Origin of the sequence: Exiguobacterium sp. s95, from assembly GCF_018618655.1 — a bacterium.
Classification (GTDB): domain Bacteria; phylum Bacillota; class Bacilli; order Exiguobacteriales; family Exiguobacteriaceae; genus Exiguobacterium_A; species Exiguobacterium_A oxidotolerans.
In genome coordinates this window covers 353,745-376,843 of record NZ_JACSMM010000002.1, presented here as the reverse complement: position 1 = coordinate 376,843, position 23,099 = coordinate 353,745, and the positions used below count along the sequence as shown (strand labels likewise).

Genomic DNA, 23,099 nt, shown 5'->3' with positions numbered 1-23,099 from the left:
TAGTGAGTCGTTTTCGAATATGTGAACTCATTATCAAATGATAACGGATTCGAATCGATTCTGCAAGGAATTTTTATAGGCTTCATCCCATGGAAAAGCATTCCCAGCACGATCGATTTGTACCATCGATGTTCGTCCTGTAAACATCAGTTGCTCTTCGTCATCGAATGCCGCGTAATGGACGTCACACGAGGCTTTTCCGACTTGAACAGGATAGGCGTAGACTGCAAGCCGCGTCCGTGGATAAACTTGGCGGATGTAGTTACACTGCGCATCCGCGACGACGACGATTCCGTCATCTGCTAACGAGTAGCCTGTCTCTTCAAGCATCAACGTCCGGACATCCTCAAAATAGACGAACGGGACCCGATTGTTCATATGACCGTAGGCATCCGTCTCAGCGAAGCGAACCGCAACATCGAGTTTCGTCCCGTGTTTCATTTGACTTAACCACCCATCTAAATCTTCGATATAACTAGGTACACGCACGTAAATTCCCTCCTGAATATAAAAAGAAGGAGCAGCGCCCCTTCTTTTTTATGAATTAATTGCTAACCGCTTCTCCTGTACGACCTTCGTCGCTACCGAAGAATTTTTTGAACGAGTGTAATGTCGTCTGACGGTTCATTGCCGCAATCGATGTCGTAAGCGGAATCCCTTTCGGGCAGACCTCAACACAGTTTTGTGCATTACCGCATTGCATGATGCCGCCATCTTCCATCAATGCTTCCAGGCGCTCTTCTTTATGATAGGCACCTGTCGGGTGTGAGTTGAAGAGACGAACTTGTGAGATCGACGCCGGTCCGATGAAGTTCGAACGGTCATTGACGTTCGGACATGCTTCAAGACAAACGCCACACGTCATACATTTTGAAAGTTCATACGCCCATTGCCGTTTGTTCTCTGGCATCCGTGGTCCTGGACCAAGGTCATACGTCCCATCGATCGGAACCCATGCTTTTACTTTTTTGAGTGCGTCAAACATCCGTTGACGGTCAACTTGTAAGTCGCGCACAATCGGGAACGTCTGCATCGGTTGCAAACGAATCGGTTGTTCGAGCTTATCGACGAGCGCTGTACAGGATTGACGTGGTGTCCCGTTGATGACCATCGAGCACGCACCACATACTTCTTCAAGACAACCCATGTCCCAGTTGATCGGTGTCGTTTTTTCACCTGCCGCATTGACAGGATTCCGGCGAATCTCCATCAATGCTGAAATGACGTTCATGTTCGGACGATACGGGACTTCGAAAGCTTCATCATAGGCTTTTCCGTCTGGTCCATCCTGACGTTGCACGATGAACTGAACCGGTTTTTGTTTTGTTTCTTGTTCGAGTGGTGTCGCCATTATGCTTTCACCTCTTTCTTCGACTTCTTGCTGTAGTCGCGTTTGCGTGGTGGAATCAGTGATGTATCGACTTCTTCGTAATAGATTTCAGGATGACCGTTTGTATAACGTGCCATCGTCGTTTTTAAGAACCGCTCATCATCACGCTCTGGGAAGTCTGGCTTGTAGTGGGCACCACGACTCTCGTCACGTTGAAGGGCACCGAGTGTGATCGCTTCCGCTAAATCAAGCATGTGATCGAGCTGACGGATGAAGGATGCGCCCTGGTTACTCCAGCGTGCCGTATCCGTCGCCGAGATCCGCGTGAAACGTTCCCGTAATTCCTTAATCTTCGTCAACGTCTGTTCGAGCTTATCGTTATACCGGACAACGGTTACGTTATCCGTCATGACTTCACCGAGCTCACGGTGGATTTGATACGCATTTTCTGTCCCTTCCATCGCCAAGATATCATTGAATCGATCGATTTCAGCGATTTTATGCGCTTCAACGACCTCTTCCGGCATATCATGGACAGAAGTTTCAAGTTCGTTCATATAGGCAATCGCTGCTGGACCCGCAACCATTCCGCCATAAACGGCAGAGAGAAGTGAGTTCGCACCGAGACGGTTTCCACCGTGCATCGAGTAATCACACTCACCAGACGCGAACAATCCTGGGATGTTCGTCATTTGATCGTAATCGACCCATAATCCACCCATCGAGTAATGGACGGCCGGGAAGATTTTCATCGGTACTTTTCGTGGATCGTCACCAACGAACTTCTCATAAATTTCTAAGATACCGCCGAGTTTGACATCAAGCTCTTTTGCGTCTTTGTGTGAGAGATCGAGATACACCATGTTCTCCCCGTTGACACCAAGCTTTTGATTGACACAGACATCAAAGATTTCACGTGTCGCGATATCACGCGGGACGAGGTTCCCGTATGCCGGATATTTTTCTTCGAGGAAGTACCACGGTTTCCCGTCTTTATACGTCCAGACACGTCCGCCTTCACCACGTGCCGATTCGCTCATCAGACGGAGCTTATCGTCACCAGGAATCGCTGTCGGGTGAATCTGGATGAACTCACCGTTCGCATAAATCGCACCTTGCCGGTAAACAGCCGCTGCCGCTTGTCCCGTATTGATGACCGAGTTCGTTGATTTACCGAAGATGACACCGGGTCCACCCGTCGCTAAGATGACCGAATCCGCTGCAAATGCTTCGATTTCCATCGAACGAAGATTTTGACACACCGCACCACGACAAATCCCTTCTTCATCAATGACTGCGCGAAGGAATTCCCATCCTTCATATTTTTCTACCAAACCTTGCGCTTCAAACTTACGTACTTGCTCATCAAGTGCGTACAGTAATTGTTGTCCTGTCGTTGCTCCCGCATAAGCCGTCCGATGATGGAGTGTTCCTCCGAAACGCCGGAAGTCGAGTAAGCCTTCCGGTGTCCGGTTAAACATGACGCCCATCCGGTCGAACATATGAATGATTTTCGGAGCCGCTTCTGTCATTTTTTGAACAGGCGGTTGGTTCGCGAGGAAGTCGCCACCATACACCGTATCATCTAAATGCTGGTAGGGTGAGTCACCCTCCCCTTTTGTATTGACCGCACCGTTGATGCCGCCTTGGGCACATACAGAGTGTGATCGTTTAACGGGTACGAGTGAGAATAACTTTACTGGTACTCCTTGTTCTGCTGCTTTTATCGTAGCCATCAACCCGGCAAGCCCTCCACCGATGATGACAAGATTTTTGTTCGCCATGTTGTCAGTTCCCCTTTCCTTACAACACGCCTGCAAACGTTAAAATCGAGCGTACGCCTACAAACGATAAACCGATGAATACGAGGGCCGCCACATAAGACATCGCGCGTTGAGACGCTGGTGACTGTGTGATTCCCCATGTGATGCAGAACGTCCAAAGTCCGTTCGCAAGGTGGAATGTCGTCGCTAGAATCCCGACGATATAAAACGTGAGCATGAATCCGTTATCGACGATGTTTTGCATCATGCTTGCATTAACTTCCGTCCCCATTGCTGCCGCAATCCGCGTTTCCCAGACATGCCATGTAATGAACACGACGAGGAAGACACCTGTGAAGCGTTGTAAGACATACATCCAGTTCCGGAAGTATGTATAACGTCCTGTGTTCGCGGAACCTGTGAATGCGATGTAAACACCGTAGACACCATGTAAAATGATGGGTATGAAGATGACAAACACTTCTAGAAACAGTCGATACGGAACGTTCCCCACGAATTCCGCAGCCTTATTGAAGTCTTCCTCCCCTCGAACGATGAAATAGTTCGTCGTAAGATGAGAAAGTAAAAATAACCCGATTGGAATGACGCCGAGCAGTGAGTGTATTTTACGACTCACGAAATCACGATGATTCGCCATCCAAATCCCCCCTTTTGTTTGCCAATCAAACGTTGGCGCATTTTGGTAGAAAAGCGCTTTCATAAGGAAATTCGTCTTTTCATCACTTATTCTACTCCTGTCCTTTTTATAAGACAACCCGAGCCGTTGCATTTAACTGCAAATAACTGCAAATTTTTTTAGGAAAACAATGACCATCGAGAATTAGCTCGCTATAATAGTTTCAGAGATAGGAGTGAATCATCATGGAATCAACACCAAACACTGCGCCAACATTCGGCATCGAACTGATCCGCGATTACGTGTTAAGCGATCTACTCGGTAACGACTATCGTCAAGTCATCTACTGGGCAGGTAAGCGACTTGCCCGGCAATTCCCCGTGTTGAACGAGGACGAATTAATTCCTTTTTTCGTAGAGGCCGGTTGGGGTACCCTCTCCCTTACGAAAAAAAAGGGGACGACTTTTTCTTTTGAACTTTTACCACCGGAATCAACTAAAGCCGAGCGACCGACCGGCTATTTTCAACTTGAGGCAGGCTTTTTAGCCGAACAGGTTGCCAAGTTGAACGGATTTGTCGCTGAAGGATATGCTGAGATGGGGAAAGAGTGCGTACATATTACCATCCAATTCGATCCGAAAGATCCTCTTGATCGTTCGAACTGATACGTATTTCTCTAATACGATTCGTGTTAGCATGAAACTTTTTTCGTCACGTAATCGTATAAAGTAGTCGATCATATATTCGAGGAGGAATTACGATGTTCAAGAAATTAGCAGCAGACTTAACAGGATTCAGCGATATCGGTCAAGTCATTCATCCGGACGATTTTGATAAAGCCGCCGCCGACGATTACGTGCTCCATGAGGACGGCGAAAAAATTTATTTTTTAATCAAATCCAAAAGTGATGAGTACTGCTTTACGAATTTAGCATTGATTCACCTCGACGGGGAAAGCGCCGTCAGTTCAAAGCGTGTCCTCTATCGCTATCCGTACGCCCATTATCCGATTCGTCATGTCATGTTCGAAACAGCAGGAACGGTCGACTTGGATGTCGAGATCAAATTCGAAATCGGCGGAAAGCATTACTCGATCGACGTCGATAAAAAACAGCTCGAACATGTCAAAGACCTTTATAAAGCACTTCTTGCGATTGCTGAAAAGCAATATGAAGGACAAAAGATGCTCGAGTTCGCCAATAACTCGCTCAATCATTCCGTGACGATTCTCGGTGGCATCCGGCAAGCTGAAATGGATGTTCCACAAGCCTTTAAAGCATTATCACAAGAATCGTTTGATTGGTTAGAAGGACATTACCACCGTTGGAACCAAAAAGACTTCGGAGCGTTTTACGAAAAATATATCAACAACTAATTTCGTTAACGTAGAGCAATGCATCTTCAGATTCTAATGCACACCAGTAGGGGACCTCCGTCAATCGGAAGTCCCCTACTTTCATTCTTCATTTTCTTGACTCAAATATTCCGCGACCGATTCAGCCAATTTTACAGGTAGACCAGCTTCCGTCAACTGTTCGATATTCGCTTTCTTTAAGCTGCGCATCGAACCGAAATGGCGAATCAACTGCTGACGGCGTTTTGGGCCGACACCCGGTATGTCATCGAGTACCGAGCGGGTCATCCCTTTCGAACGTAATGATCGGTGGAAGGTGATTGCAAAACGGTGAACTTCATCTTGCATGCGCTGGAGAAGATAAAAGGCACTCGAGCGCGGATGGAGTTCAATCAGTTGCCCACCTTCACCGAATAATAGTTGGCTCGTCCGGTGTTTATCATCTTTTTTGAGCGAACCGACGGGTAAATCCAAACCGAGCTCGTCTTGAATGACTTCCAGCGCTGCATTCAATTGTCCGAGACCCCCATCAATCAACACTAAATCGGGAAGACGTGCCCCTTCTAGCAATAAGCGACGATATCGACGACGGACGATTTCGCGCATCGATTCATAATCATCCGGTCCCTTGACCGTCTTAATCTTAAATTTACGATACTCTTTTTTAAGAGGTTTTCCGTCTTCGAACACAACGAGCGCCGAAACGGCGTCCGCCCCTTGGATATTGGCATTATCGATGATTTCAATTCGCGATAACGGATGAACATCAATCGCGTCAGCCAGTTCCTGGACTGCCTGGACCGTTTTCTTTTCATCACGCGCAATCAATTCAAACCGTTCTCCAATTGCGTTTTCGGCATTCTTCGTCGCTAGATCGAGTAACTTCCGCTTCGATCCACGGACCGGTACATGAACGCGAATTCCGATTGCCTCTTTCAATAACAGTTGATTAACGAGTGGCGGAACATACATCTCGCTCGGTTTGATATTCTTTTCGTAGAACTGAACGATGAAACTTTCTAATTCTTCCGCAGGTGTCCCGTAAATCGGGAACAGAGACACGTCTCGTTCAATCATTTTCCCTCCCCGTAAGAAGAAGACCTGGACACACATCCACCCTTTGTCGACGTAAATTCCAAAAACGTCACGGGACGTCAAATCTGCCGTAATCATGTTCTGTTTGTTCATGATGGAGTCGATGGCGCGGATTTGATCACGTAGTTCGCCTGCCCGTTCAAATTCCATCGCTTCTGCCGCTTCGCCCATCTTCGTCTGTAAAGATGCGACGAGCTCTTTTGTTTCTCCCGATAAAAAACGACGGATTTCTGAGACGAGTTCTTTCTGTTCCGTCTCTAAACCCTGAATTTCGCACGGTCCAAGACATTGTCCGATGTGGTAATAGAGACAAAGTTTCTTCGGCATCGGCTGACACTTACGTAGCGGATAAAGGCGATCAAGCAGACGCTTCGTCTCGTTAGCGGCATACGCATTCGGATAAGGTCCGAAATAATGTCCTCCATCTTTTTTTAACTTCCGGGTCGTAATCAGCCGCGGATACGTTTCATTCGTAATTTTTAGGTACGGATAGGACTTATCATCTTTTAACATGATGTTGTATTTCGGATCATGTTTTTTAATCAGCGTCATCTCGAGGAGTAACGCTTCGAGTTCGCTCCCTGTGATGATATATTCAAAATCACGGATATCCGCGACAAGTCGTTCTGTTTTCAAATCATGCGCTCCTGTAAAATAGGACCGGACCCGATTCTTTAGATTTTTAGCTTTTCCGACATAAATGACTTCTCCAAATTCATTTTTATGCAAATAACAACCTGGTTCGTCAGGTAAGAGGGATAGTTTCGCCTTGATATGTTCTTGATGGCTCACAAAAATGTCTCCTTCCACCGTTTTTAGTTTTGCCTTATAGGGTAAACATCTTACAACGATTATGACACATGGAGGATAAAATATGCGTACATATGATTGCATTATAATTGGAACAGGCTCTGCTGGGAATCAAGCAGCTTATAAATTCGTCGAGAAAGGACTTCGCGTCGCGATAATCGAAAATTTCACTCCAGGTGGAACATGCGCTCAACGTGGGTGTGATGCAAAAAAAATTCTTTTGACTGGCAGTGAAACGAAAGATGCTGTCGAGAGATTGCTCGGTTATGGTCTTAAAGGACTCATCTCCATCGATTGGCGTCAATTGATGGAACGAAAAAATGAATATACACGTGCCATCCCGGAACAAACACGTGCGCGTTATGACGAGATCGGAATCGACTATTTCCACGGTGAACCCCGATTTCTCTCGAAGGAACGGATCGTAGTCGATGACACTGAACTCGAAGCGAAACACTTTTTGATTGCCACTGGCTTACGACCACGCGAATTGTCGATTCCAGGAAGCGAACGCTTCTTGACGAGCAATGAATTTTTAGAATTACGAGATGTCCCGCGGCGCCTTGTCTGCATCGGCGGCGGATATATTTCATTTGAGTTCGCTCACCTCGCCCGCATCGCCGGGGCAGAAGTCACGATCGTGTTACGGTCCCGTCCTTTAAAACAGTTTGAACAGGAACTTGTCGAAGTGTTGCTCGAAGCGACTCAAGCACTCGGGATTAAAATCGTGCATAGTGCAGAAGCTGTCTCCTATCATGGCACGACGCTTCAACTATCAAATGATACGACGGTCGAAACCGATGTCGTCTTAAATGCTACCGGTCGCGTCGCGAGCGTCGACCAGCTCGACCTAGAAAAAGCAGGTGTCGAATACGAAGAAAAAGGCATCCATGTCAATGAATACCTCCAGTCGTCTACTTCAAACATCTTTGCTGCAGGTGATGTCGCGCTCAGTGGCAATCCTGCCTTAACCCCGTTTGCAGGAACCGAAGGGAGTCTTGCGGCACATAACATGATTGAAGGACCTTCTCGAAAACTGGAGTTATTACCGGTGCCGAGCGTCGTCTTTACTGCACCGAACGTCACGCAAGTCGGGCAAACGGAAGCGGCTTTGAAAAAAGCCAACATATCTTATCGCGGTCACTTGATCGATACCTCTTCCTGGCAGACGAATGTCCGCATCAAAGATCCCTTCGCGCGTGCTAAAGTACTGATTGGTGACGATGATCAAATTCTCGGCGCTCATTTCATCGGGGTTCACGCCGCTGAACTTGCGAACTATTTTTCATTCGCAATGCAACACCGAATCCCAAGTTCCGCCTTGCAACAAACGCGTTTCGCTTATCCGACACCCGCTTCCGATATTTCTTCGTTACTCGTTGATTAAATTTTTGTCAGGAGGTTCCGATGATTCGTTACGGCTATACGATCCTTTACATTGATGACCCCAAACAGACATTGATGTTTTATCATGAATTATTAGGTCTACCAATCAAAGCGCAGCATGGAAGTTATGTCGAATTTGACACGGGCACGACGACACTCGCCTTTAATACGAAAGAAGATGTACGAACGCTGATTGCGTACGACATCCCGGACAAGACCGGACCGCAGTCCCTCGAAATCGGATTCGTTACTGATGATGTTAAGGACGTATACGAACGAATCATCGTAGCAGGATTCCCTTCAATCCTCGCTCCAACGGTTAAACCGTGGGGACAAACCGTCGCTTATGTGCTTGACCCGGACGGTCACCTCGTCGAGCTTTGTTCACCGATGTCTTGACAATGCGCCGTTAGACAATCGTCAGCGACATCTTTCGGCGGGATCGTCCCACTCGATTAAACGAACGACCAAAAGAGTGCCTCCGTAGTTCAGGAGGCACTCTCTTTGCGGCGTATGGACAAACTCTTATGAAGCTACAGCAAAGCTGCAGGGTCGCGACAGCTTGCAATCTAAAGCGTCTGTAAGCATGAGTTTCCTTCACGGTATGACCTAAAAAGCGTCACGTTTCGTTGACTCCTACGGGAAAACGTGCGTTTTCAACGCACGTTCAGAGGCAGGCAAGACCCTGCTCGTTGGCCGTGAGGACCAAGGAGCAACGGCTTGCGCCTCGCCCGAGGAAAGCAACGAAAAAAGACGCTGGATCTTCCAATATCACGTTGTTTACAGTCTGAAAAAAGAGTGCCTCCGTATTTCAGGAGGCACTCTCTTCTTTATGAAACATTCAACGAATTAGTTTGATTCAACGAATTCTTTTAATGCATCTTTAGGCATGAAGCCCATTGTTTTATTAACCGGCTCACCGTCTTTAAAGAGAACGAGTGTCGGGATACTTTGTACTTGGAACGCGCCAGCGATTTCTGGGTTAGCGTCGACATCAACTTTAACGATTGTTACGTCTTGCATGTCCGCATCGAGTTCTTCGAGAACTGGAGCGAGCATACGACAAGGTCCGCACCAAGTTGCCCAAAAGTCAACGAGGACGAGTCCTTTTTGTGTATCTTCTTTAAATGATTGGCTAGTTGCGTGTACGATTGCCATAAAATATTACCCCCTAAATTTTAGATTCATTTCATGTTTGCTACAGCAAAAGTGAAATCAACCTGTTTACTGATTTGAGTATAGCACAGCGATGTCGTTCGATAAAAGAAACTGCTCACGACGATTTTTACGCCGCCCACCGTGCAGAAAAAGAGGAGCAGAGGATGATTCCTCCACCCCACTTTTTAAATTAATGAACGAGCATTTTCTTGAATTCTGCTGTCAATAATGGCACAACATCAAACAAATCTCCGACGATGCCATAATCTGCGACCGAGAAGATATTCGCTTCCGGATCTTTGTTGATGGCGACGATGACTTTCGCATTCGACATGCCTGCCAAATGTTGAATCGCTCCGGAAATGCCACAGGCGATGTAGAGATCCGGTGTAACGACTTTCCCCGTCTGGCCAATCTGTAACGCATAGTCACAGTAATCAGCGTCACAGGCGCCACGAGAAGCACCGACTGCCCCGCCAAGTAAATCCGCTAATTCCTGTAACGGTGCAAACCCATCGGCACTCTTGACACCACGTCCACCCGCAACGATGATTTTCGCCTCTGATAAGTCGACCCCGCCCGTTGCTTTACGAATGACTTCAGAAACGATGGTCCGTAAATCTTTTAGTTCGACCGTTACTGCTTCAATCGATCCGTCCGAACTGCCTTCCGCTAACGGTTCGATGTTATTTGGTCGGACCGTAAACAGTGTTTTACCTTCTGTGACTTTTACCTTTTCAAAGGCTTTCCCTGAGTAAATCGGTCGGATGAACAACGCATCCGCTCCGCTTCCCTCGATTGATGTGACGTCACTGATTAAACCGGCTTCGAGCTTCGCTGCGATTTTGGGTGACAAATCTTTTCCGAGCGACGTGTGACCGAAGACAAGTACGTCCGGTGACATACGGTCAATCAGTTGCATGAAGACTTGTCCATAACCGTCCGGTGTATAGTGAAGAAGACGTGCGTCCTCTACGACGAGAACCTGGTTCGCCCCACGCGTCGCGAGTTGTGCCGCATCTTTTGCTACGTTTTCCCCAATCAAGGCGACGACGACTTCATCTGCTACAAGTTTCGCGGCCGCAATCGCTTCAAACGAAACATTTCGTAAATTACCATCACGTGATTCTGCAAGTACAAGTGCTTTTGACATATCGTTCATTCCCCCTTAGACTACTTTTGCTTCGTTTCGTAATAGCGCAGCGAGTTCTTCGACTTGTGTCGAGATCTCCCCTTCGAGCACTTTACCAGCGGCTTTGTTCGGTGGTAAAAAGCGTTCGACTGTCTCGAGACGTGGTGCTAGTTCATCTTCGTCCAGTTCAAGATCTGAGAGATCTAATTCTTCAAGTGGTTTCTTTTTCGCTTTCATGATTCCAGGAAGACTAGGGTAACGCGGTTCGTTTAACCCTTGTTGTGCCGTGACGAGTAACGGTAACGACGTTTTGATGACTTCCGTGTCCCCTTCCGAGTCACGTGTGACGACAGCATCCGTTCCGTCGATCTCTAACTTCGTGATCGTCGTGACATATGGTATGTCAAGCAACTGTGCGACACGTGGTGCGACTTGTCCGCTTCCCCCATCAACCGCTACGTTCCCGGCGATGATTAAGTCAACGTCTTGTTCCTTCAGATAACCTGCAAGGACTTCAGAAACCGAGAAATGATCCGCTTCTTCTACATCGTCCTCAATCGAAATACGAACCGCTTTGTCAGCCCCCATTGCAAGTGCTGTTCGTAATTCTTTATCCGCATCTTCCGGTCCTACTGTTAAGACGGTTACGACTCCCCCTTGTGCATCCCGCACCCGAATCGCTTCCTCGACCGCATACTCATCATATGGATTGATGATGAACTCTGCTCCGTCTTCCTCAATCTTACCGTTTTCGAGCTGGATTGCTTCTTCCGTATCAAACGTCCGTTTTAATAACACATAGATTTCCATCACTAGCTCCCCCTTGTCAACTTCTATTCACCATCATCCGTTGTATCCGCTTACAAAAAGCTTGTCTTGAAAAGGGCTTAACTCAGCCCTTTGATCAGCATTCGATGAATACCATGTTGCGTTTCCAATAAATCATATTTAAAGCCACTCGCCATCCAACTCGTGACGACTTCATCAATCGTCCCGAAGACCATTTGTCTCGCCAACCGATAATCCAGTTCGGCTGAGAACTCGCCTGATGCGATCCCATTGTGAATGACACGGTCAATTAAATGAAGATATGGTTTGAGGACGGTCGCAATCTTTTGCCGCATCTCTTGATTTGACTGCCGTAACTCGATTTGTGTGACGACGGCCAAATCATAATCGACGGATAGTTGCTCCAAATGTGCCTCAATCAATGCAGCGAGTTGTTTCGTCGCTGATTGATGATTCGCGATTTGAGCTTCTGAATACTCGATGAAACTCCCCATCTTCGCTTCGAACAAAGAGATCAACAGGTGTTCTTTGTTTTTAAAGTAAAGATAAATCGTCCCGTCTGCGACACCTGCTTCTTTCGCGATGGCTGTTACTTTCGCGCCATGATAACCGTTTTTTGCAATCACTTTGACTGCTGCATCAATGATGCGATCACTCTTAGACATTGTTCTTTTCATAAAAGATATCTCCTAACAAATAAAATGAATGATGGTTCATTCATATTTATTCTACCATGTCTTTCTTTACTGTCAACTGCTTTCTTCCAGCTGTTTTGCCCGTTCTTCTTCGACTAGGACACGGCGGAGAATCTTCCCGACAAATGTTTTCGGCAACTCTTGTCTAAATTCGTAGCGTTTTGGTACTTTGAACGATGCTAAGTTTTTTCGACAGAACTGATCAAGTTCTTCCTCCGTCACGCTCATTTCATCTTTGAGGACGATAAAGGCCTTCACTGTCTCACCTCTATACGCATCAGGTACACCAATCACGACAGCCTCTTTGACTGCAGGATGTTCATATAAAATTTCTTCGACTTCACGTGGATAGATATTAAATCCTGAAGCGATGATTAAATCTTTTTTCCGGTCGACAATCCGGAAATAATGGTCTTCCCCCACATATCCTAAGTCCCCCGTGTGCAACCACCCATCACGCAAGACTGCCTGCGTATCTTCTGGACGTTTCCAATATCCCTTCATGACTTGCGGGCCTCGGACAAGAATCTCACCAATCTCACCTGGTGCTGCTAGCGTCTCACCATCGGCTTGAACGATTTTTGCGATCGTGTCTGGAACCGGAATGCCAACTGATCCTGGAACGCGTTTATCCCAAATGCAGTTCGTATGTGTGACAGGGCTCGTCTCTGACAAACCATATCCTTCGACGATCCGTCCACCCGTCACACTTTCAAATTTCTCCTGGACTTCGACCGGAAGTGGTGCCGAACCGGAAATACAAGCCTCGATGGACGAAAGATCATATTTTTTCAGTTTCGGATGATTTAATAAACCGACGTACATCGTCGGTGCACCCGGGAACAAGTTCGGTTTTTCTTTATCAATCGTTTTCAGCACTTGTTCAATATCAAACTTTGGTAAGATGATTTGCTCATACGCATTAAAAATCCCAAAGTTTAAGTTGCAGGTCATGCCATACACGTGGAAATAAGGAACGACCGCTAATAATTTACGCCCATCACCGCGTGAATATTTATAGAACCAGTGCCCAATTTGTTCGACGTTCGCGCTTAAATTGAAATGCGTCAACATGACGCCTTTCGGTGCTCCTGTCGTGCCACCGGTATATTGTAAAACAGCAATATCTTCTTTTGGATCAATCTCGACCGGTTCAATCGGAGGGTGCTCTCGGTGTGCCAAAAAAGGAATGGATCCCGTCGTATCGACGATGATGTTGTTGTCCTTGCGTGATTTGATTGGATATAGTTTGTTTTTTGGAAATGACAGATAGTCTGCGATGCTCGTCGTCACGACCGTCGTCAAGGGCGTCGATGACTTGACTCGTGTCGCCTTCGGGTAGAGAAGATCGAGGGTGATGAGCATTTTCGCAGAAGAATCGACTAGAATTTGCTCGAGCTCACGGTCCGTATAGAGCGGGTTTACTTGGACGACTGTTCCACCGGCGTATAATACCGCATAATAACTCAGCATATACTGCGGGCAGTTCGGCAACATTAAACCGACACGGTCCCCTTTTTCGAGCCCAGCTTCTTGTAAAACGTGTGCTAGACTTCTTGCTTCTTGTCGTACTTCCTTGAAAGTCATTCGTTTCCCAAGAAAACTCAGTGCCCGTCGTTCCGGAAAATCATCTGCCGCTTCATCTAAAGCTTGGTACAACGGAATCTCACGATAGTCGATTGATGCGGGTACTTGCTCTGGATAATCCTTTAACCATACTGAATCCATTCAAATCCCTCCCTGTGACTGAATTACTATTCATTTTTATTATACGTGTTATTTCCCCTTTACGGCTACTATTGGCTAAAAAAAGTTAAAAAATTCCTCTTTTCATGAAGACAGGTTTTCTTATCATTAAGGACTTCATCAAAAAAAAGCCTACCGTTCACAACATATGAACAATAGGCTTGAAACATAACATTTAATTTTAGCCTGACCTCGCTTCATCTTATCGTGAAGGATACGTAAATCCTTCTCCGATGACTTCACGTACTTTATGAATGACGACGAAAGCTCGTGGGTCTGCTGCTTCGACAATTTGTTTTAGTGGCGCGAGTTGGCGTTTATCGACAATCATATAGAGCATGTCATTTTTTTGTTTCGTAAAATGACCATGACTATGGATGACAGTCGCACTTCTTCCGAGTGTTTCCGTCAGCACAGTCGCAATCTCTTCTTGACGGTGACTAATGATTGTGACCGCTTCTCGAACATTCAGGCCTTCACTGACGAGATCAATCAAATAAGAGCCGATGATGATTGCAATCAATGTATACAGCATCGTTTCTTCACCGAATAAGAACCCGGACGCTCCGACAACGATGACATCGATGATAAACATCGAGACTGCAATCCCGAGGTTCAAATATTTATTCATCAGACGGGCGATGATGACACCACCACCTGTCGTCCCCCCTGCGCGGATAACAAGACCGATTCCGACCCCGATCAAAATCCCTGCGTAAACTGTCCCGATCAGACGATTATCTGACGAAGTCGTGAATGATGCCGTCGTCGAGAGGACGAAGGATGTCACCGCAACCGAGATGACCGAGTAAATCATCGTTTTCCGACTTAAGAAACGATAGCCGATGATGAAGAGAATAGCGTTCGCAAGGAGCGAAACAAGTCCCGGATCCCAGCCATACAGGTAATAGAAGATCACCGTAATCCCAATTAATCCACCTTCAGATAAATCATTCGGTATCGTAAAGTAATTGACGCCAAATGATAAAATGGCGGAACCAACGATAATCCAAAAAATATCTTTCCACGAGATGGCTTGCATGGCTTCGAATGCACGTCGTCTCGTTTCATTTGTTGTTGTTTTTCTGACATTCATTCAATGTTCCTCCTTCATATGAAAAGTAGTCCTCACTCCATAAAAATTCCGCACTGAATGAAGTTCAGTACGGAATGATCACTTAGCAAAGCCAGTTCTTTTAATTCATAAAGATCCATAACAATCCGACGACTAAAAAAGCAATCGAGACACCAAACATAATTTTTGCTAACCGTTCTAACACAAGTTCACCCCACTAACGCAGAACCGATGACGAATGACATCCCAATCGAGAGAGCACACGCAATGATACCGACTGCGATGTTTCCTTTTTCGATTTCTCGGTCTACTGGGAGATTAGGTGTCAAGAACTCAAAAATCCAATAGGTCGAGATTAACAATAAAAATCCAAAGGCACTCTCTAAAAAAATTGCCCCGACACGTTCTTCACTTTGGACAGCGAAATGAACGATGTTTGCGAGTCCGATGATTTTTCCGCCTGTCGCTAGAGCAACAGCGATGTTTCCACTCTTGATATGTTCCCAGTTCCGATACCGTGTTGTCAACTCAAACAGTGCAAGACCCATGATAATTAAGAGACCCGCAACTGAATAGAGCGCCGTCGTATAGACGTAGACGTTTTCAAAGATGTTCATTCGCGTTTCCTCATTTCAATTCGATGATTGTCACGCCATGTCCACCTTCACCTTGACCACCGAGTCGAGACGTCTTCACGTGACGATTGCCACGCAAGTATTCCTGCACGCCTTGACGCATCGCACCCGTCCCGAGTCCATGAATGACACGGATATGATCATAGTTCGACAATAACGCCTGATCCATGAAACGTTCCAGTTTCGATAGACCTTCTTCTACCCGTACACCGCGTAAATCGAGTTCGGCTGACGGAGACGATTGTTTTGTGATACTTGAACTTCCTGACCGTTTTGTTGTCTTCTGGGTTGGTTTGGCTGCTCCGATTTTAGCGAGATCACCGGGCTTGACGTTGACTTTCATGATACCGACTTGAACCGTGTAGTCGCCGTTCGAGTTTTGATTGATGATGTAGCCTTTTTGATTGAAGGTCGTCACTTTGACTTCTTCACCTTTAGCAAACGTCGGCGTTTTATCATGTTTCGCTTTTACTTTCGCAATCCGCTGATCTTGTAAGGTCGGTTTTGCTTGTTCGAGCTGCTTGCGGGCTTCAATCAATTCATGTTCCTTGACGGCACCTGCATCACGGAGTTCTTTCAGGCGTTTGATAACAGCCTCCGCCTCTTTTTGAGCGCGTTCGACGGCTCGTGTCGCTTTTTCTTCTGCTTTCGCTAAAATTTCATTTTTCTCCTCAAAAATTTCAGCTTGTTCCTGTTCGAACTGTTCGCGCTCTAATGTCAGTCGCTCTTTTTCTTGTTGTAGTTCTTGCTCGAGCGATTCGGCACGTTGTTTCGCTTCCTCGAGTCGACCAATCATCGTTTCGACAGACTGAGCATCGCTTCCGACTTGACCACGCGCTGCCTCAATCACCATGTCCGATAAGCCAAGTCGTTTCGAAATTTCAAAGGCATTCGAGCGACCTGGGACACCAATCAGTAAACGATAGGTCGGGCTGAGTGATTCGACATCAAATTCCATCGAGGCATTGACGACACCTTCACGATTATAACCATAAGCTTTCAGTTCCGAATAGTGAGTCGTCGCGGCGACACGTGCTCCGCGACGCTTGACTTCATCGAGAATCGCAATCGCGAGTGCCGCCCCTTCCGTCGGATCAGTTCCTGCTCCGAGCTCATCAAATAGGACGAGGCTCATGAAGTCAATCTTCTCCATCATCGAGACGATGTTCGTCATGTGTGAACTAAACGTCGAGAGATTTTGTTCAATCGATTGTTCGTCACCGATATCTGCATAAATCGCGTCAAAGACACTCAGTTCCGTTTCGTCGGCTGCCGGCACGTATAATCCGGACTGGACCATCAGTTGCAGAAGACCAATCGTCTTCAACGTGACGGTTTTCCCACCGGTGTTTGGTCCAGTGATGACGAGTGATGTAAATTCGCCACCTAAGGAAACGGTGATTGGGACGACATCTTCATCCGCAATAAACGGATGGCGCGCTTCTTTTAAGACGATTCGCCGCTCTTCATTCAAGCGTGGCTCGACGGCACGGATTTGATGACCATACAACGCTTTCGCCATGATGAAATCGAGTTCTGCCAACACATCGAGATTAATCCGTAACGAATCTCCGACGGCACCGACAAGTGCCGATAACTGGGCTAAAATGCGTTCGATTTCGGCACGTTCTTTGAGACGCGCTTCTTGGATTTCGTTATTTGCGGCAACGACGGCTTGTGGTTCGATGAACAGTGTTGCTCCAGACGCTGATTGATCGTGGACAATCCCGCCAAATGCTTGACGGTATTCTTGTTTGACCGGGACACAATAACGGTCGTTTCGCATCGTGACGATGGCATCCGACAACATCTTCGATTTACTGCGTAAGACACCGTCGATTTTCGAACGGACTTGTCCTTCGAGTGAGCGCAGCTGACTTCTTAACGACCGTAATTTGTCACTCGCAGAGTCTTGGACGACGCCTTGGTCATCAATCGCATGACGAATCCCTTGTTCGATTTCAACGAGCTTCGTAATTTGCTCGATTCGGCTGTCGAGTGCCGGCAATCGTAAGTCGGGATTGTCCTCGTGCAGCCGTTCTTGAAAAGCTTTCACTTGGCGTCCGGAGTAAACGACGTCTGCTACAGCCAACAATTCACTCGTCGAGAGGATTGAACCAATCTCAGACCGTTTGACTTCACTACGCACATCCGTTAAACCGCCGAACGGATAACGGTCGCGTAGACGATAGACCGTCGTCGCTTCCGTCGTCACGGCTAAGAGTGCTTTGACTTGTTCATAATCTTCTGACGGTTGCATATTTTTGACGAACTGTGCTCCGAGCGAGCTAGCCGTTTGTTTGATGAGTAAGTCTTTCAATTTATCATATTCTAAGACGCGTAATGCGTTAGCATTCATTTAATCCACTCCTAAACGTTTTCGATCAAAGAAGGCACGCGCCTCCTGCGCCGTCCACGTATTGATGACATCTGTTGGTTCCAAGTATGCTTTACGTGCATGGAGGACTCCAAGTTTCATGTCTTCTAACATTTCTGGACGGTGTGTGTCCGTATTAATCATGATTTTAACACCCGCTGCCTTTGCTTTCGCGAGCGAAGCCGCCGTTAAATCAAAACGTGCCGGGTTCGCATTCAGTTCAAGCGCTGTCCCTGTCTCTGCCGCCAGTTCAATCAGGCGATCAACATTGACGGCATAACCTTCGCGCCGACCGATGATTCGTCCTGTCGGATGGGCAATGAGTGAGACATAAGGATTACGACAAGCATTTTCTAACCGTTGCATAATTTCAGTTTCCGTCTGATCAAACTTCGAATGAATCGAGGCGATGACGTAGTCCATTTCCTGCAAGAACTCATCCTCATAATCAAGTGATCCATCCGGCAAGATATCCATCTCGACACCACATAAGATTGTCATGTCGGGATGTTTCTTACGCGCGGCTTCAATCTCAACACGTTGTTTGCGTAAGCGATCTATCGTCAATCCGTTGACGAACTTCATGTATTGGCTGTGATCCGTGATGGCCATCCACGAGTAACCGCGCGCAGCACAAGCATCGACGAGTTCTTCGACTGATAAGGTTCCGTCCGACCACGTCGTATGCATATGGACATCCGCTTGGATATCTTTTTCCGTAATCAGTCGCGTCAAATCTTGTTCAAACTCGTGGCGCCCGCTACGTAACTCTGGTGGGATGAACGGCAAGTCATACCGCGCGAATAATTCATCCTCTGTTTGTGGTTGGAACAAACCGTCTTTCGTCTCGACACCGTATTCCGAAATACTCTCACCACGTTCTTTTGCGAGTTGACGCATCCGAACATTATGATCTTTCGACCCTGTGAAGTGATGTAACGTCGAGGCGAATGCTGCGTCGTCGACTAAGCGGAAGTCGACTGCGATATAGTTCGTATCGCGTTTTAAGACGACCGATACTTTCGTCTCACCTGCCGCGATGATTTCATCGATTTGCTCAAGCTCGAGTAATTGTCCTTTGACGACTTCTGCTTGATCTGTCGACAAAATAAAATCAAGATCCTTGCACGTCTCTTCCGCGCGACGGAAACTTCCGCCAACTGCGAATCGGATGATTCCTTCAAATGCCGTTAGCGTCTGTTCGAGTTCACTTACGATTTTTCGCATGACACCGTACGGTAAACGTTCCGGTCGTGTTTCAAAGGTTTCGAGTGCCTTCACGTATTTTTCGACTGTCTTTTTCCCGAATCCCGGCATCGCTTCGACTGTACCATCCTCCAGTTTTTCGGCAAAGGAATCTGCATCGATGACACCGACATCATGTAATTTTGCGAGTTTTTTACCTCCGAGACCTGGAATCTTCAGTAGCGCAATCAGACCTTCTGGCACTTCTTGTTCCAGTTCCGAGAGTGCTGTACTCGTGCCTGTCGTCCGGAATTCTTCAAGGACCGCCGCTGTTCCTTTGCCAATCCCTTTCATCGCTGTGAAATCTTCAATGTCCATGAAATCGTGTTCTGCCGCTTCTAATATACTTGCCGCCTTACGAAAGGCATTGATTTTAAATGGGTTTTCACCTTTTACTTCGAGATAAACGGAAATCCGTTCTAAATGTCGAATCGCATCTTGAGTCGTTCGCATCGTCAATTCTCCCCTCAAAAAAAGCCCCCAGTTAACGGGAGCGCGTTATTTTATCAAACCGACTTTCGTCATGAGCCATTCCGCTAATAACGGTGTATGTTGAATCATGAATGTCGCCAAGCTCGAATTCGCAATGGCATCTTGAATCGATTGGACTGGCGCAAAGGCTGCCAAAAATAGAATCAAGAACACGAAAATATACATCTCGATGAATCCAAATATACCGCCGAGTAAACCTTTCACTTGTTTTAACACTGGAATGTTCGTCAAGGAATCAAACATCGATAAAATCATTGATAAAATGATTTTTGTCCCGAAAAACAGAACGATGAACCAAAATGCTTTATAAAATACTTCATCTAACCCAATTGAGCTCGGAATTGAAAACATCGTTAAATCAATTCCAGCATCGTCGAGTGTTGATGGATATGGAACCCATAATTTAAATTTTGCAGCTAACTCATCATAAAACGAGAGTGCCACGATGAACGAGATCAACAGACTCAGTAAATGCCCTGCTTGCAAGACAACGCCTCGACGGACACCTGTCATCGTTCCTAATGCGAGAAATAATAAAATAACAAAGGTAATCATAGTTTAAAGTTCACCCAAATTCTTTTTGATTTTTACGTAATCACTACCAATATTGAGAGCCGCTAAAACGGCAATTTGACGAACGTCGAGTTGTGGTGCTTGGTCTCGAATTTCCCGAATTTTTGTATCGACGAGGAGACCCACTTCACGTACGTGTTCTGGCGACTCCGTCCCGACAATCGTATAATCATTACCTGCGATATGAATCGTCGTCCGGTTCAGCCCTTCTGAATCAGCCATTATTCTGTCCTCCTCATACTTTGCTTCTTTCATATAGTACCATCATTTTTGAAATAGGAAAAGAAGTCCACCATCGGTCTAGAGGATGGTATGCTTGTTGTCTGAAAGGATGATCTATTTATGGGAACCGTCGTTTTAAAATTACCAAAGGATAAACAAGAAGTCGTTATTTCTGATTTTCAAGCTTCTCGTATCACATCGCCACCATATGCCCGCTTTGTTGCACGCACGAAAACCTGTGTCGTCACCATTTATAATTCAGGAAAAGTAATGTTCCAAGGCACAGAAGCTGAGGCGATTTCTGCCCGTTACGGAGCCCCGCTCTTAAAGAAAGCCCCTTCTACTGCGAGTGGACTGCTTCCGAGAGACTTCTCGACTTGGTCAGTCATCGGTAGTGATGAAGTCGGGAAAGGAGACTTCTTTGGTCCGCTCGTCGTCGTTGCCGCCTATGTAGATGCACAACAAATCGAGCTCGTCCAAGAACTTGGTGTGCGTGATTCCAAAAATGTCTCGGACATCGAAATCCGAAAGATTGCCCGCGACCTTCATGCCGTCATTCCGTACGAATTCCGAATCCTTCATAATCCAGACTACAATCGGATGCAGCGTACGATGACACAAGGAAAGATGACGGCACTTCTACACAATTCAGCGCTAGGTGGTCTGCTCGAAAAGCTCGAAGCCACTCCAAAAGCGATTCTAATCGATCAGTTCGCAGAAAAAGCGACCTATTATAAACACTTGTCTGGTGAAGTAAACCAAGTCAAAGAGAACGTTTATTTTTCGACGAAAGCAGAAGGACTTCATGTCGCTGTCGCAGCAGCATCCATCCTCGCCCGCGCGATCTTTTTGAAAGAGATGGATGTACTCAGTCAACAAGCGGGTACAGAAATTCCGAAAGGTGCAGGTGCAAAGGTCGATCAAGTCGCTGCATCACTTTTATTGAAACACGGTCCAGATCAATTAAAGAACTGGACAAAATTTCATTTTGCTAATACAAAAAAAGCGACACAATTAGCTGAAAAACGAAACCGACCATCATCCTAAGGAGTGGTCGGTTTTTAAATGGCTGACTCTTTTCCTTTCAAACGCCCTAACTCCGCGAGAAGAATTTTCGTTTCATTGAACGGGACACCTTCAGTCCCGATTCGCTCGATTTCTTCGTGTCCTTTTCCGACAATTACAACGCGTTTTCCTTCGAGCGCAATTTCAGCTGCCGCGAGCAAGGCATTTTTTCGATCTACGTGACAAGAAATGATTTTATCAGACGAAATATCCACGCTCAGTTCATCAATAATTTGTCTTGGATCTTCTCGTCTCGTATCGTGAACCGTGACGATAATTCCTGCACAATATTGTGCTGCAATTCGTCCCATTTCCTGACGTTTCGTCCGGTCACGTTCACCCGCTGCACTTAATACGACGTATAATGCCTCATTCGAAACGGATAGCGCTTCTAAACATTTTCTTAACCCGTCTGGAGTGTGCGCATAATCGATATAAATTTCCGTTCCTTCAAACGATAGCCGCTCGAGTCGCCCTTTGGGTAAACGAAGCGACGGGATATGTCGAATTAATTCATACATGTTGACCTCGCCTGTTTTCATCAATCCGATCGCGGCTGCTAAATTGGCCGCATTAAAGTTTCCGAGTAGCGCGATCGGGACTTCAGTAGTCGTTCCGTCAATTCGAACATTTACAGATTCCTCTCGCCACTCGACTACAATTGATGCTTCCGATTCTATCTTTGTCGAATACCACGTGACAGGAACATTTGCCCCGGCCCGCTCCATGACGTGACTCGCCGCATCTTCCTCATTTAAGACGAGTCCCTTCCCGTCATTCCTCGCTACTTGTTGAAACAACATGCCTTTCGCTTCCGCATACTCTTCCATCGATTGATGATAATCCAGGTGGTCATGTGAAAGGTTCGTGAACGCCGCTGCGTGGAAGGATACACCTTCTACACGTCCCTCAACTAACGCATGTGACGATACTTCGAGCATGCAGTCCGTTACGCCATTGTTGACCATTTCGTGTAATAAACGATGTAAGATGACAGCTTCCGGTGTCGTATTTGGTGTCTCAAAACGTTGCCCATCAATCAGAGCACCTACCGTACTGATCATTCCCGTTCGTCTTCCGGCAGCTCGAAACAAGTCGTAGGAAAGTTGCGTCGTCGTCGTTTTCCCATTTGTTCCAGTAATACCGTAGACTCTCATCTTTTGACTCGGATGGTCATAAAAAAAATCAGCAATCTTTCCTGCTGCTTGTTTCGTATCCGGTAAGAGAATCGTTGGAATCCCTACTACCCCGACTTGTTTTTCAGCAAGAATCGCAACCGCTCCGTTATCTTTTGCTTCTTGTACATATTGATGCCCATCTACCGTATAACCACGAATGCAAATGAACAGGCTCCCCGGCTTCACTTTGCGTGAGTCCGTTTCAATGCTTGTAATCACTGGGTTTTCTTCAGTCGTTAACTGGAAAGGCGAAAGCAAGTCTGACAGTAATTTGTGTTGATGATTCATGGTGTTCGCTTCCCTTCTATGTTCAAAATCCGAATTTGATTTTGATCCATTCTA

At 46.4% G+C, this 23,099-nt stretch carries 22 protein-coding genes; 5 read left to right on the top strand and 17 right to left on the bottom strand.

Features of this window, described 5'->3' with window-relative positions:
- Nucleotides 1–33: 33 nt before the first annotated feature.
- The 4 genes from KNP99_RS06530 to KNP99_RS06515 are packed head-to-tail and all read right to left on the bottom strand — an operon-like array spanning nt 34 to nt 3,751.
- Complete coding sequence (locus KNP99_RS06530; protein ID WP_214804372.1) at nt 34–489, bottom strand: acyl-CoA thioesterase; 456 nt, start codon at nt 487–489, stop codon at nt 34–36.
- A gap of 55 nt (nt 490–544) precedes the next feature.
- Nucleotides 545–1,351 carry a succinate dehydrogenase iron-sulfur subunit gene (gene sdhB / locus KNP99_RS06525; protein ID WP_088837567.1) on the bottom strand — a complete coding sequence of 269 codons (807 nt, stop codon included), beginning with the start codon at nt 1,349–1,351 and terminating at the stop codon, nt 545–547.
- A complete protein-coding gene (sdhA, locus tag KNP99_RS06520; RefSeq protein WP_159173051.1) occupies nt 1,351–3,114 on the bottom strand; it encodes a succinate dehydrogenase flavoprotein subunit in 1,764 nt (587 codons plus the stop codon). The genes sdhB and sdhA overlap by 1 nt, the downstream gene beginning before the upstream one ends.
- Before the next feature lie 19 nt (nt 3,115–3,133).
- Entirely contained in the window at nt 3,134–3,751 is a 618-nt protein-coding gene (locus tag KNP99_RS06515; protein WP_029331096.1) for a succinate dehydrogenase cytochrome b558 subunit, read from the bottom strand.
- A 224-nt stretch (nt 3,752–3,975) separates the two neighbouring features.
- Here KNP99_RS06515 and KNP99_RS06510 point away from each other — a divergent pair, with 224 nt between their 5' ends.
- Nucleotides 3,976–4,395 carry a YslB family protein gene (locus KNP99_RS06510; RefSeq protein WP_214766528.1) on the top strand — a complete coding sequence of 140 codons (420 nt, stop codon included), beginning with the start codon at nt 3,976–3,978 and terminating at the stop codon, nt 4,393–4,395.
- A gap of 95 nt (nt 4,396–4,490) precedes the next feature.
- Nucleotides 4,491–5,105 (top strand): PH domain-containing protein, encoded by a 615-nt coding sequence (locus tag KNP99_RS06505; RefSeq protein ID WP_088837570.1) that lies wholly within the window; start codon nt 4,491–4,493, stop codon nt 5,103–5,105.
- 81 nt (nt 5,106–5,186) lie between these two features.
- On the opposite strand, the gene uvrC is transcribed toward KNP99_RS06505, so the two are convergent.
- The gene (gene uvrC / locus KNP99_RS06500; RefSeq protein ID WP_214766530.1) at nt 5,187–6,971 is read right to left on the bottom strand and encodes an excinuclease ABC subunit UvrC; all 1,785 of its coding nucleotides are present in this window, start codon (nt 6,969–6,971) and stop codon (nt 5,187–5,189) included.
- A gap of 82 nt (nt 6,972–7,053) precedes the next feature.
- Between uvrC and KNP99_RS06495 the strand changes: the two genes are divergently transcribed.
- Nucleotides 7,054–8,376 (top strand): dihydrolipoyl dehydrogenase family protein, encoded by a 1,323-nt coding sequence (locus KNP99_RS06495; protein WP_214766532.1) that lies wholly within the window; start codon nt 7,054–7,056, stop codon nt 8,374–8,376.
- A gap of 20 nt (nt 8,377–8,396) precedes the next feature.
- Nucleotides 8,397–8,774, top strand: coding sequence for a VOC family protein (locus tag KNP99_RS06490; RefSeq protein WP_214804366.1), 378 nt, complete (start codon nt 8,397–8,399; stop codon nt 8,772–8,774).
- 450 nt (nt 8,775–9,224) lie between these two features.
- Here the strand turns inward: KNP99_RS06490 and trxA are convergent, their stop codons facing one another.
- The 11 genes from trxA to zapA form a co-directional block, all read right to left on the bottom strand.
- On the bottom strand, nt 9,225–9,533 hold the full coding sequence (trxA, locus tag KNP99_RS06485; protein ID WP_029331102.1) for a thioredoxin: 309 nt from the start codon (nt 9,531–9,533) through the stop codon (nt 9,225–9,227).
- A gap of 190 nt (nt 9,534–9,723) precedes the next feature.
- Nucleotides 9,724–10,686 (bottom strand): electron transfer flavoprotein subunit alpha/FixB family protein, encoded by a 963-nt coding sequence (locus KNP99_RS06480; RefSeq protein ID WP_088837574.1) that lies wholly within the window; start codon nt 10,684–10,686, stop codon nt 9,724–9,726.
- A gap of 15 nt (nt 10,687–10,701) precedes the next feature.
- A complete protein-coding gene (locus KNP99_RS06475; protein WP_214766538.1) occupies nt 10,702–11,475 on the bottom strand; it encodes an electron transfer flavoprotein subunit beta/FixA family protein in 774 nt (257 codons plus the stop codon).
- A 77-nt stretch (nt 11,476–11,552) separates the two neighbouring features.
- Nucleotides 11,553–12,131 carry a fatty acid metabolism transcriptional regulator FadR gene (locus KNP99_RS06470; RefSeq protein WP_051667299.1) on the bottom strand — a complete coding sequence of 193 codons (579 nt, stop codon included), beginning with the start codon at nt 12,129–12,131 and terminating at the stop codon, nt 11,553–11,555.
- Between the two features lie 72 nt (nt 12,132–12,203).
- Nucleotides 12,204–13,877, bottom strand: a complete 1,674-nt coding sequence (locus KNP99_RS06465; protein WP_088837576.1) for an AMP-binding protein — start codon at nt 13,875–13,877, stop codon at nt 12,204–12,206.
- 220 nt (nt 13,878–14,097) lie between these two features.
- Nucleotides 14,098–14,991, bottom strand: a complete 894-nt coding sequence (locus KNP99_RS06460) for a YitT family protein (protein ID WP_034800851.1) — start codon at nt 14,989–14,991, stop codon at nt 14,098–14,100.
- Between the two features lie 188 nt (nt 14,992–15,179).
- The gene (locus tag KNP99_RS06455; protein ID WP_029331108.1) at nt 15,180–15,587 is read right to left on the bottom strand and encodes a DUF350 domain-containing protein; all 408 of its coding nucleotides are present in this window, start codon (nt 15,585–15,587) and stop codon (nt 15,180–15,182) included.
- 10 nt (nt 15,588–15,597) lie between these two features.
- The gene (locus KNP99_RS06450; RefSeq protein WP_214768714.1) at nt 15,598–17,964 is read right to left on the bottom strand and encodes an endonuclease MutS2; all 2,367 of its coding nucleotides are present in this window, start codon (nt 17,962–17,964) and stop codon (nt 15,598–15,600) included.
- Nucleotides 17,965–19,680, bottom strand: coding sequence for a DNA polymerase/3'-5' exonuclease PolX (gene polX / locus KNP99_RS06445; RefSeq protein WP_088837578.1), 1,716 nt, complete (start codon nt 19,678–19,680; stop codon nt 17,965–17,967).
- Nucleotides 19,681–19,725: 45 nt separating this feature from the next.
- Nucleotides 19,726–20,274, bottom strand: coding sequence for a CvpA family protein (locus KNP99_RS06440; protein WP_088837579.1), 549 nt, complete (start codon nt 20,272–20,274; stop codon nt 19,726–19,728).
- A gap of 3 nt (nt 20,275–20,277) precedes the next feature.
- A complete protein-coding gene (zapA, locus tag KNP99_RS06435) occupies nt 20,278–20,514 on the bottom strand; it encodes a cell division protein ZapA (RefSeq protein ID WP_012371043.1) in 237 nt (78 codons plus the stop codon).
- Nucleotides 20,515–20,634: 120 nt separating this feature from the next.
- On the opposite strand from zapA, the gene rnhC reads away from it, so the two are divergent.
- A complete protein-coding gene (rnhC, locus tag KNP99_RS06430) occupies nt 20,635–21,561 on the top strand; it encodes a ribonuclease HIII (RefSeq protein ID WP_215193121.1) in 927 nt (308 codons plus the stop codon).
- Between the two features lie 14 nt (nt 21,562–21,575).
- On the opposite strand, the gene KNP99_RS06425 is transcribed toward rnhC, so the two are convergent.
- Complete coding sequence (locus KNP99_RS06425; RefSeq protein WP_088837581.1) at nt 21,576–23,045, bottom strand: UDP-N-acetylmuramoyl-L-alanyl-D-glutamate--2,6-diaminopimelate ligase; 1,470 nt, start codon at nt 23,043–23,045, stop codon at nt 21,576–21,578.
- Nucleotides 23,046–23,099: the final 54 nt, after the last annotated feature.

Coding starts and splice junctions, on each gene's coding strand:
- sdhB (WP_088837567.1), bottom strand. CDS start 1,351: ATGGCGACACCACTCGAACAAGAAACAAAACAAAAACCGGTTCAGTTC.
- sdhA (WP_159173051.1), bottom strand. CDS start 3,114: ATGGCGAACAAAAATCTTGTCATCATCGGTGGAGGGCTTGCCGGGTTG.
- KNP99_RS06515 (WP_029331096.1), bottom strand. CDS start 3,751: ATGGCGAATCATCGTGATTTCGTGAGTCGTAAAATACACTCACTGCTC.
- KNP99_RS06510 (WP_214766528.1), top strand. CDS start 3,976: ATGGAATCAACACCAAACACTGCGCCAACATTCGGCATCGAACTGATC.
- KNP99_RS06505 (WP_088837570.1), top strand. CDS start 4,491: ATGTTCAAGAAATTAGCAGCAGACTTAACAGGATTCAGCGATATCGGT.
- KNP99_RS06495 (WP_214766532.1), top strand. CDS start 7,054: ATGCGTACATATGATTGCATTATAATTGGAACAGGCTCTGCTGGGAAT.
- KNP99_RS06490 (WP_214804366.1), top strand. CDS start 8,397: ATGATTCGTTACGGCTATACGATCCTTTACATTGATGACCCCAAACAG.
- trxA (WP_029331102.1), bottom strand. CDS start 9,533: ATGGCAATCGTACACGCAACTAGCCAATCATTTAAAGAAGATACACAA.
- KNP99_RS06480 (WP_088837574.1), bottom strand. CDS start 10,686: ATGTCAAAAGCACTTGTACTTGCAGAATCACGTGATGGTAATTTACGA.
- KNP99_RS06475 (WP_214766538.1), bottom strand. CDS start 11,475: ATGGAAATCTATGTGTTATTAAAACGGACGTTTGATACGGAAGAAGCA.
- KNP99_RS06470 (WP_051667299.1), bottom strand. CDS start 12,131: ATGAAAAGAACAATGTCTAAGAGTGATCGCATCATTGATGCAGCAGTC.
- KNP99_RS06465 (WP_088837576.1), bottom strand. CDS start 13,877: ATGGATTCAGTATGGTTAAAGGATTATCCAGAGCAAGTACCCGCATCA.
- KNP99_RS06460 (WP_034800851.1), bottom strand. CDS start 14,991: ATGAATGTCAGAAAAACAACAACAAATGAAACGAGACGACGTGCATTC.
- KNP99_RS06455 (WP_029331108.1), bottom strand. CDS start 15,587: ATGAACATCTTTGAAAACGTCTACGTCTATACGACGGCGCTCTATTCA.
- KNP99_RS06450 (WP_214768714.1), bottom strand. CDS start 17,964: ATGAATGCTAACGCATTACGCGTCTTAGAATATGATAAATTGAAAGAC.
- polX (WP_088837578.1), bottom strand. CDS start 19,680: ATGCGAACGACTCAAGATGCGATTCGACATTTAGAACGGATTTCCGTT.
- KNP99_RS06440 (WP_088837579.1), bottom strand. CDS start 20,274: ATGATTACCTTTGTTATTTTATTATTTCTCGCATTAGGAACGATGACA.
- zapA (WP_012371043.1), bottom strand. CDS start 20,514: ATGGCTGATTCAGAAGGGCTGAACCGGACGACGATTCATATCGCAGGT.
- rnhC (WP_215193121.1), top strand. CDS start 20,635: ATGGGAACCGTCGTTTTAAAATTACCAAAGGATAAACAAGAAGTCGTT.
- KNP99_RS06425 (WP_088837581.1), bottom strand. CDS start 23,045: ATGAATCATCAACACAAATTACTGTCAGACTTGCTTTCGCCTTTCCAG.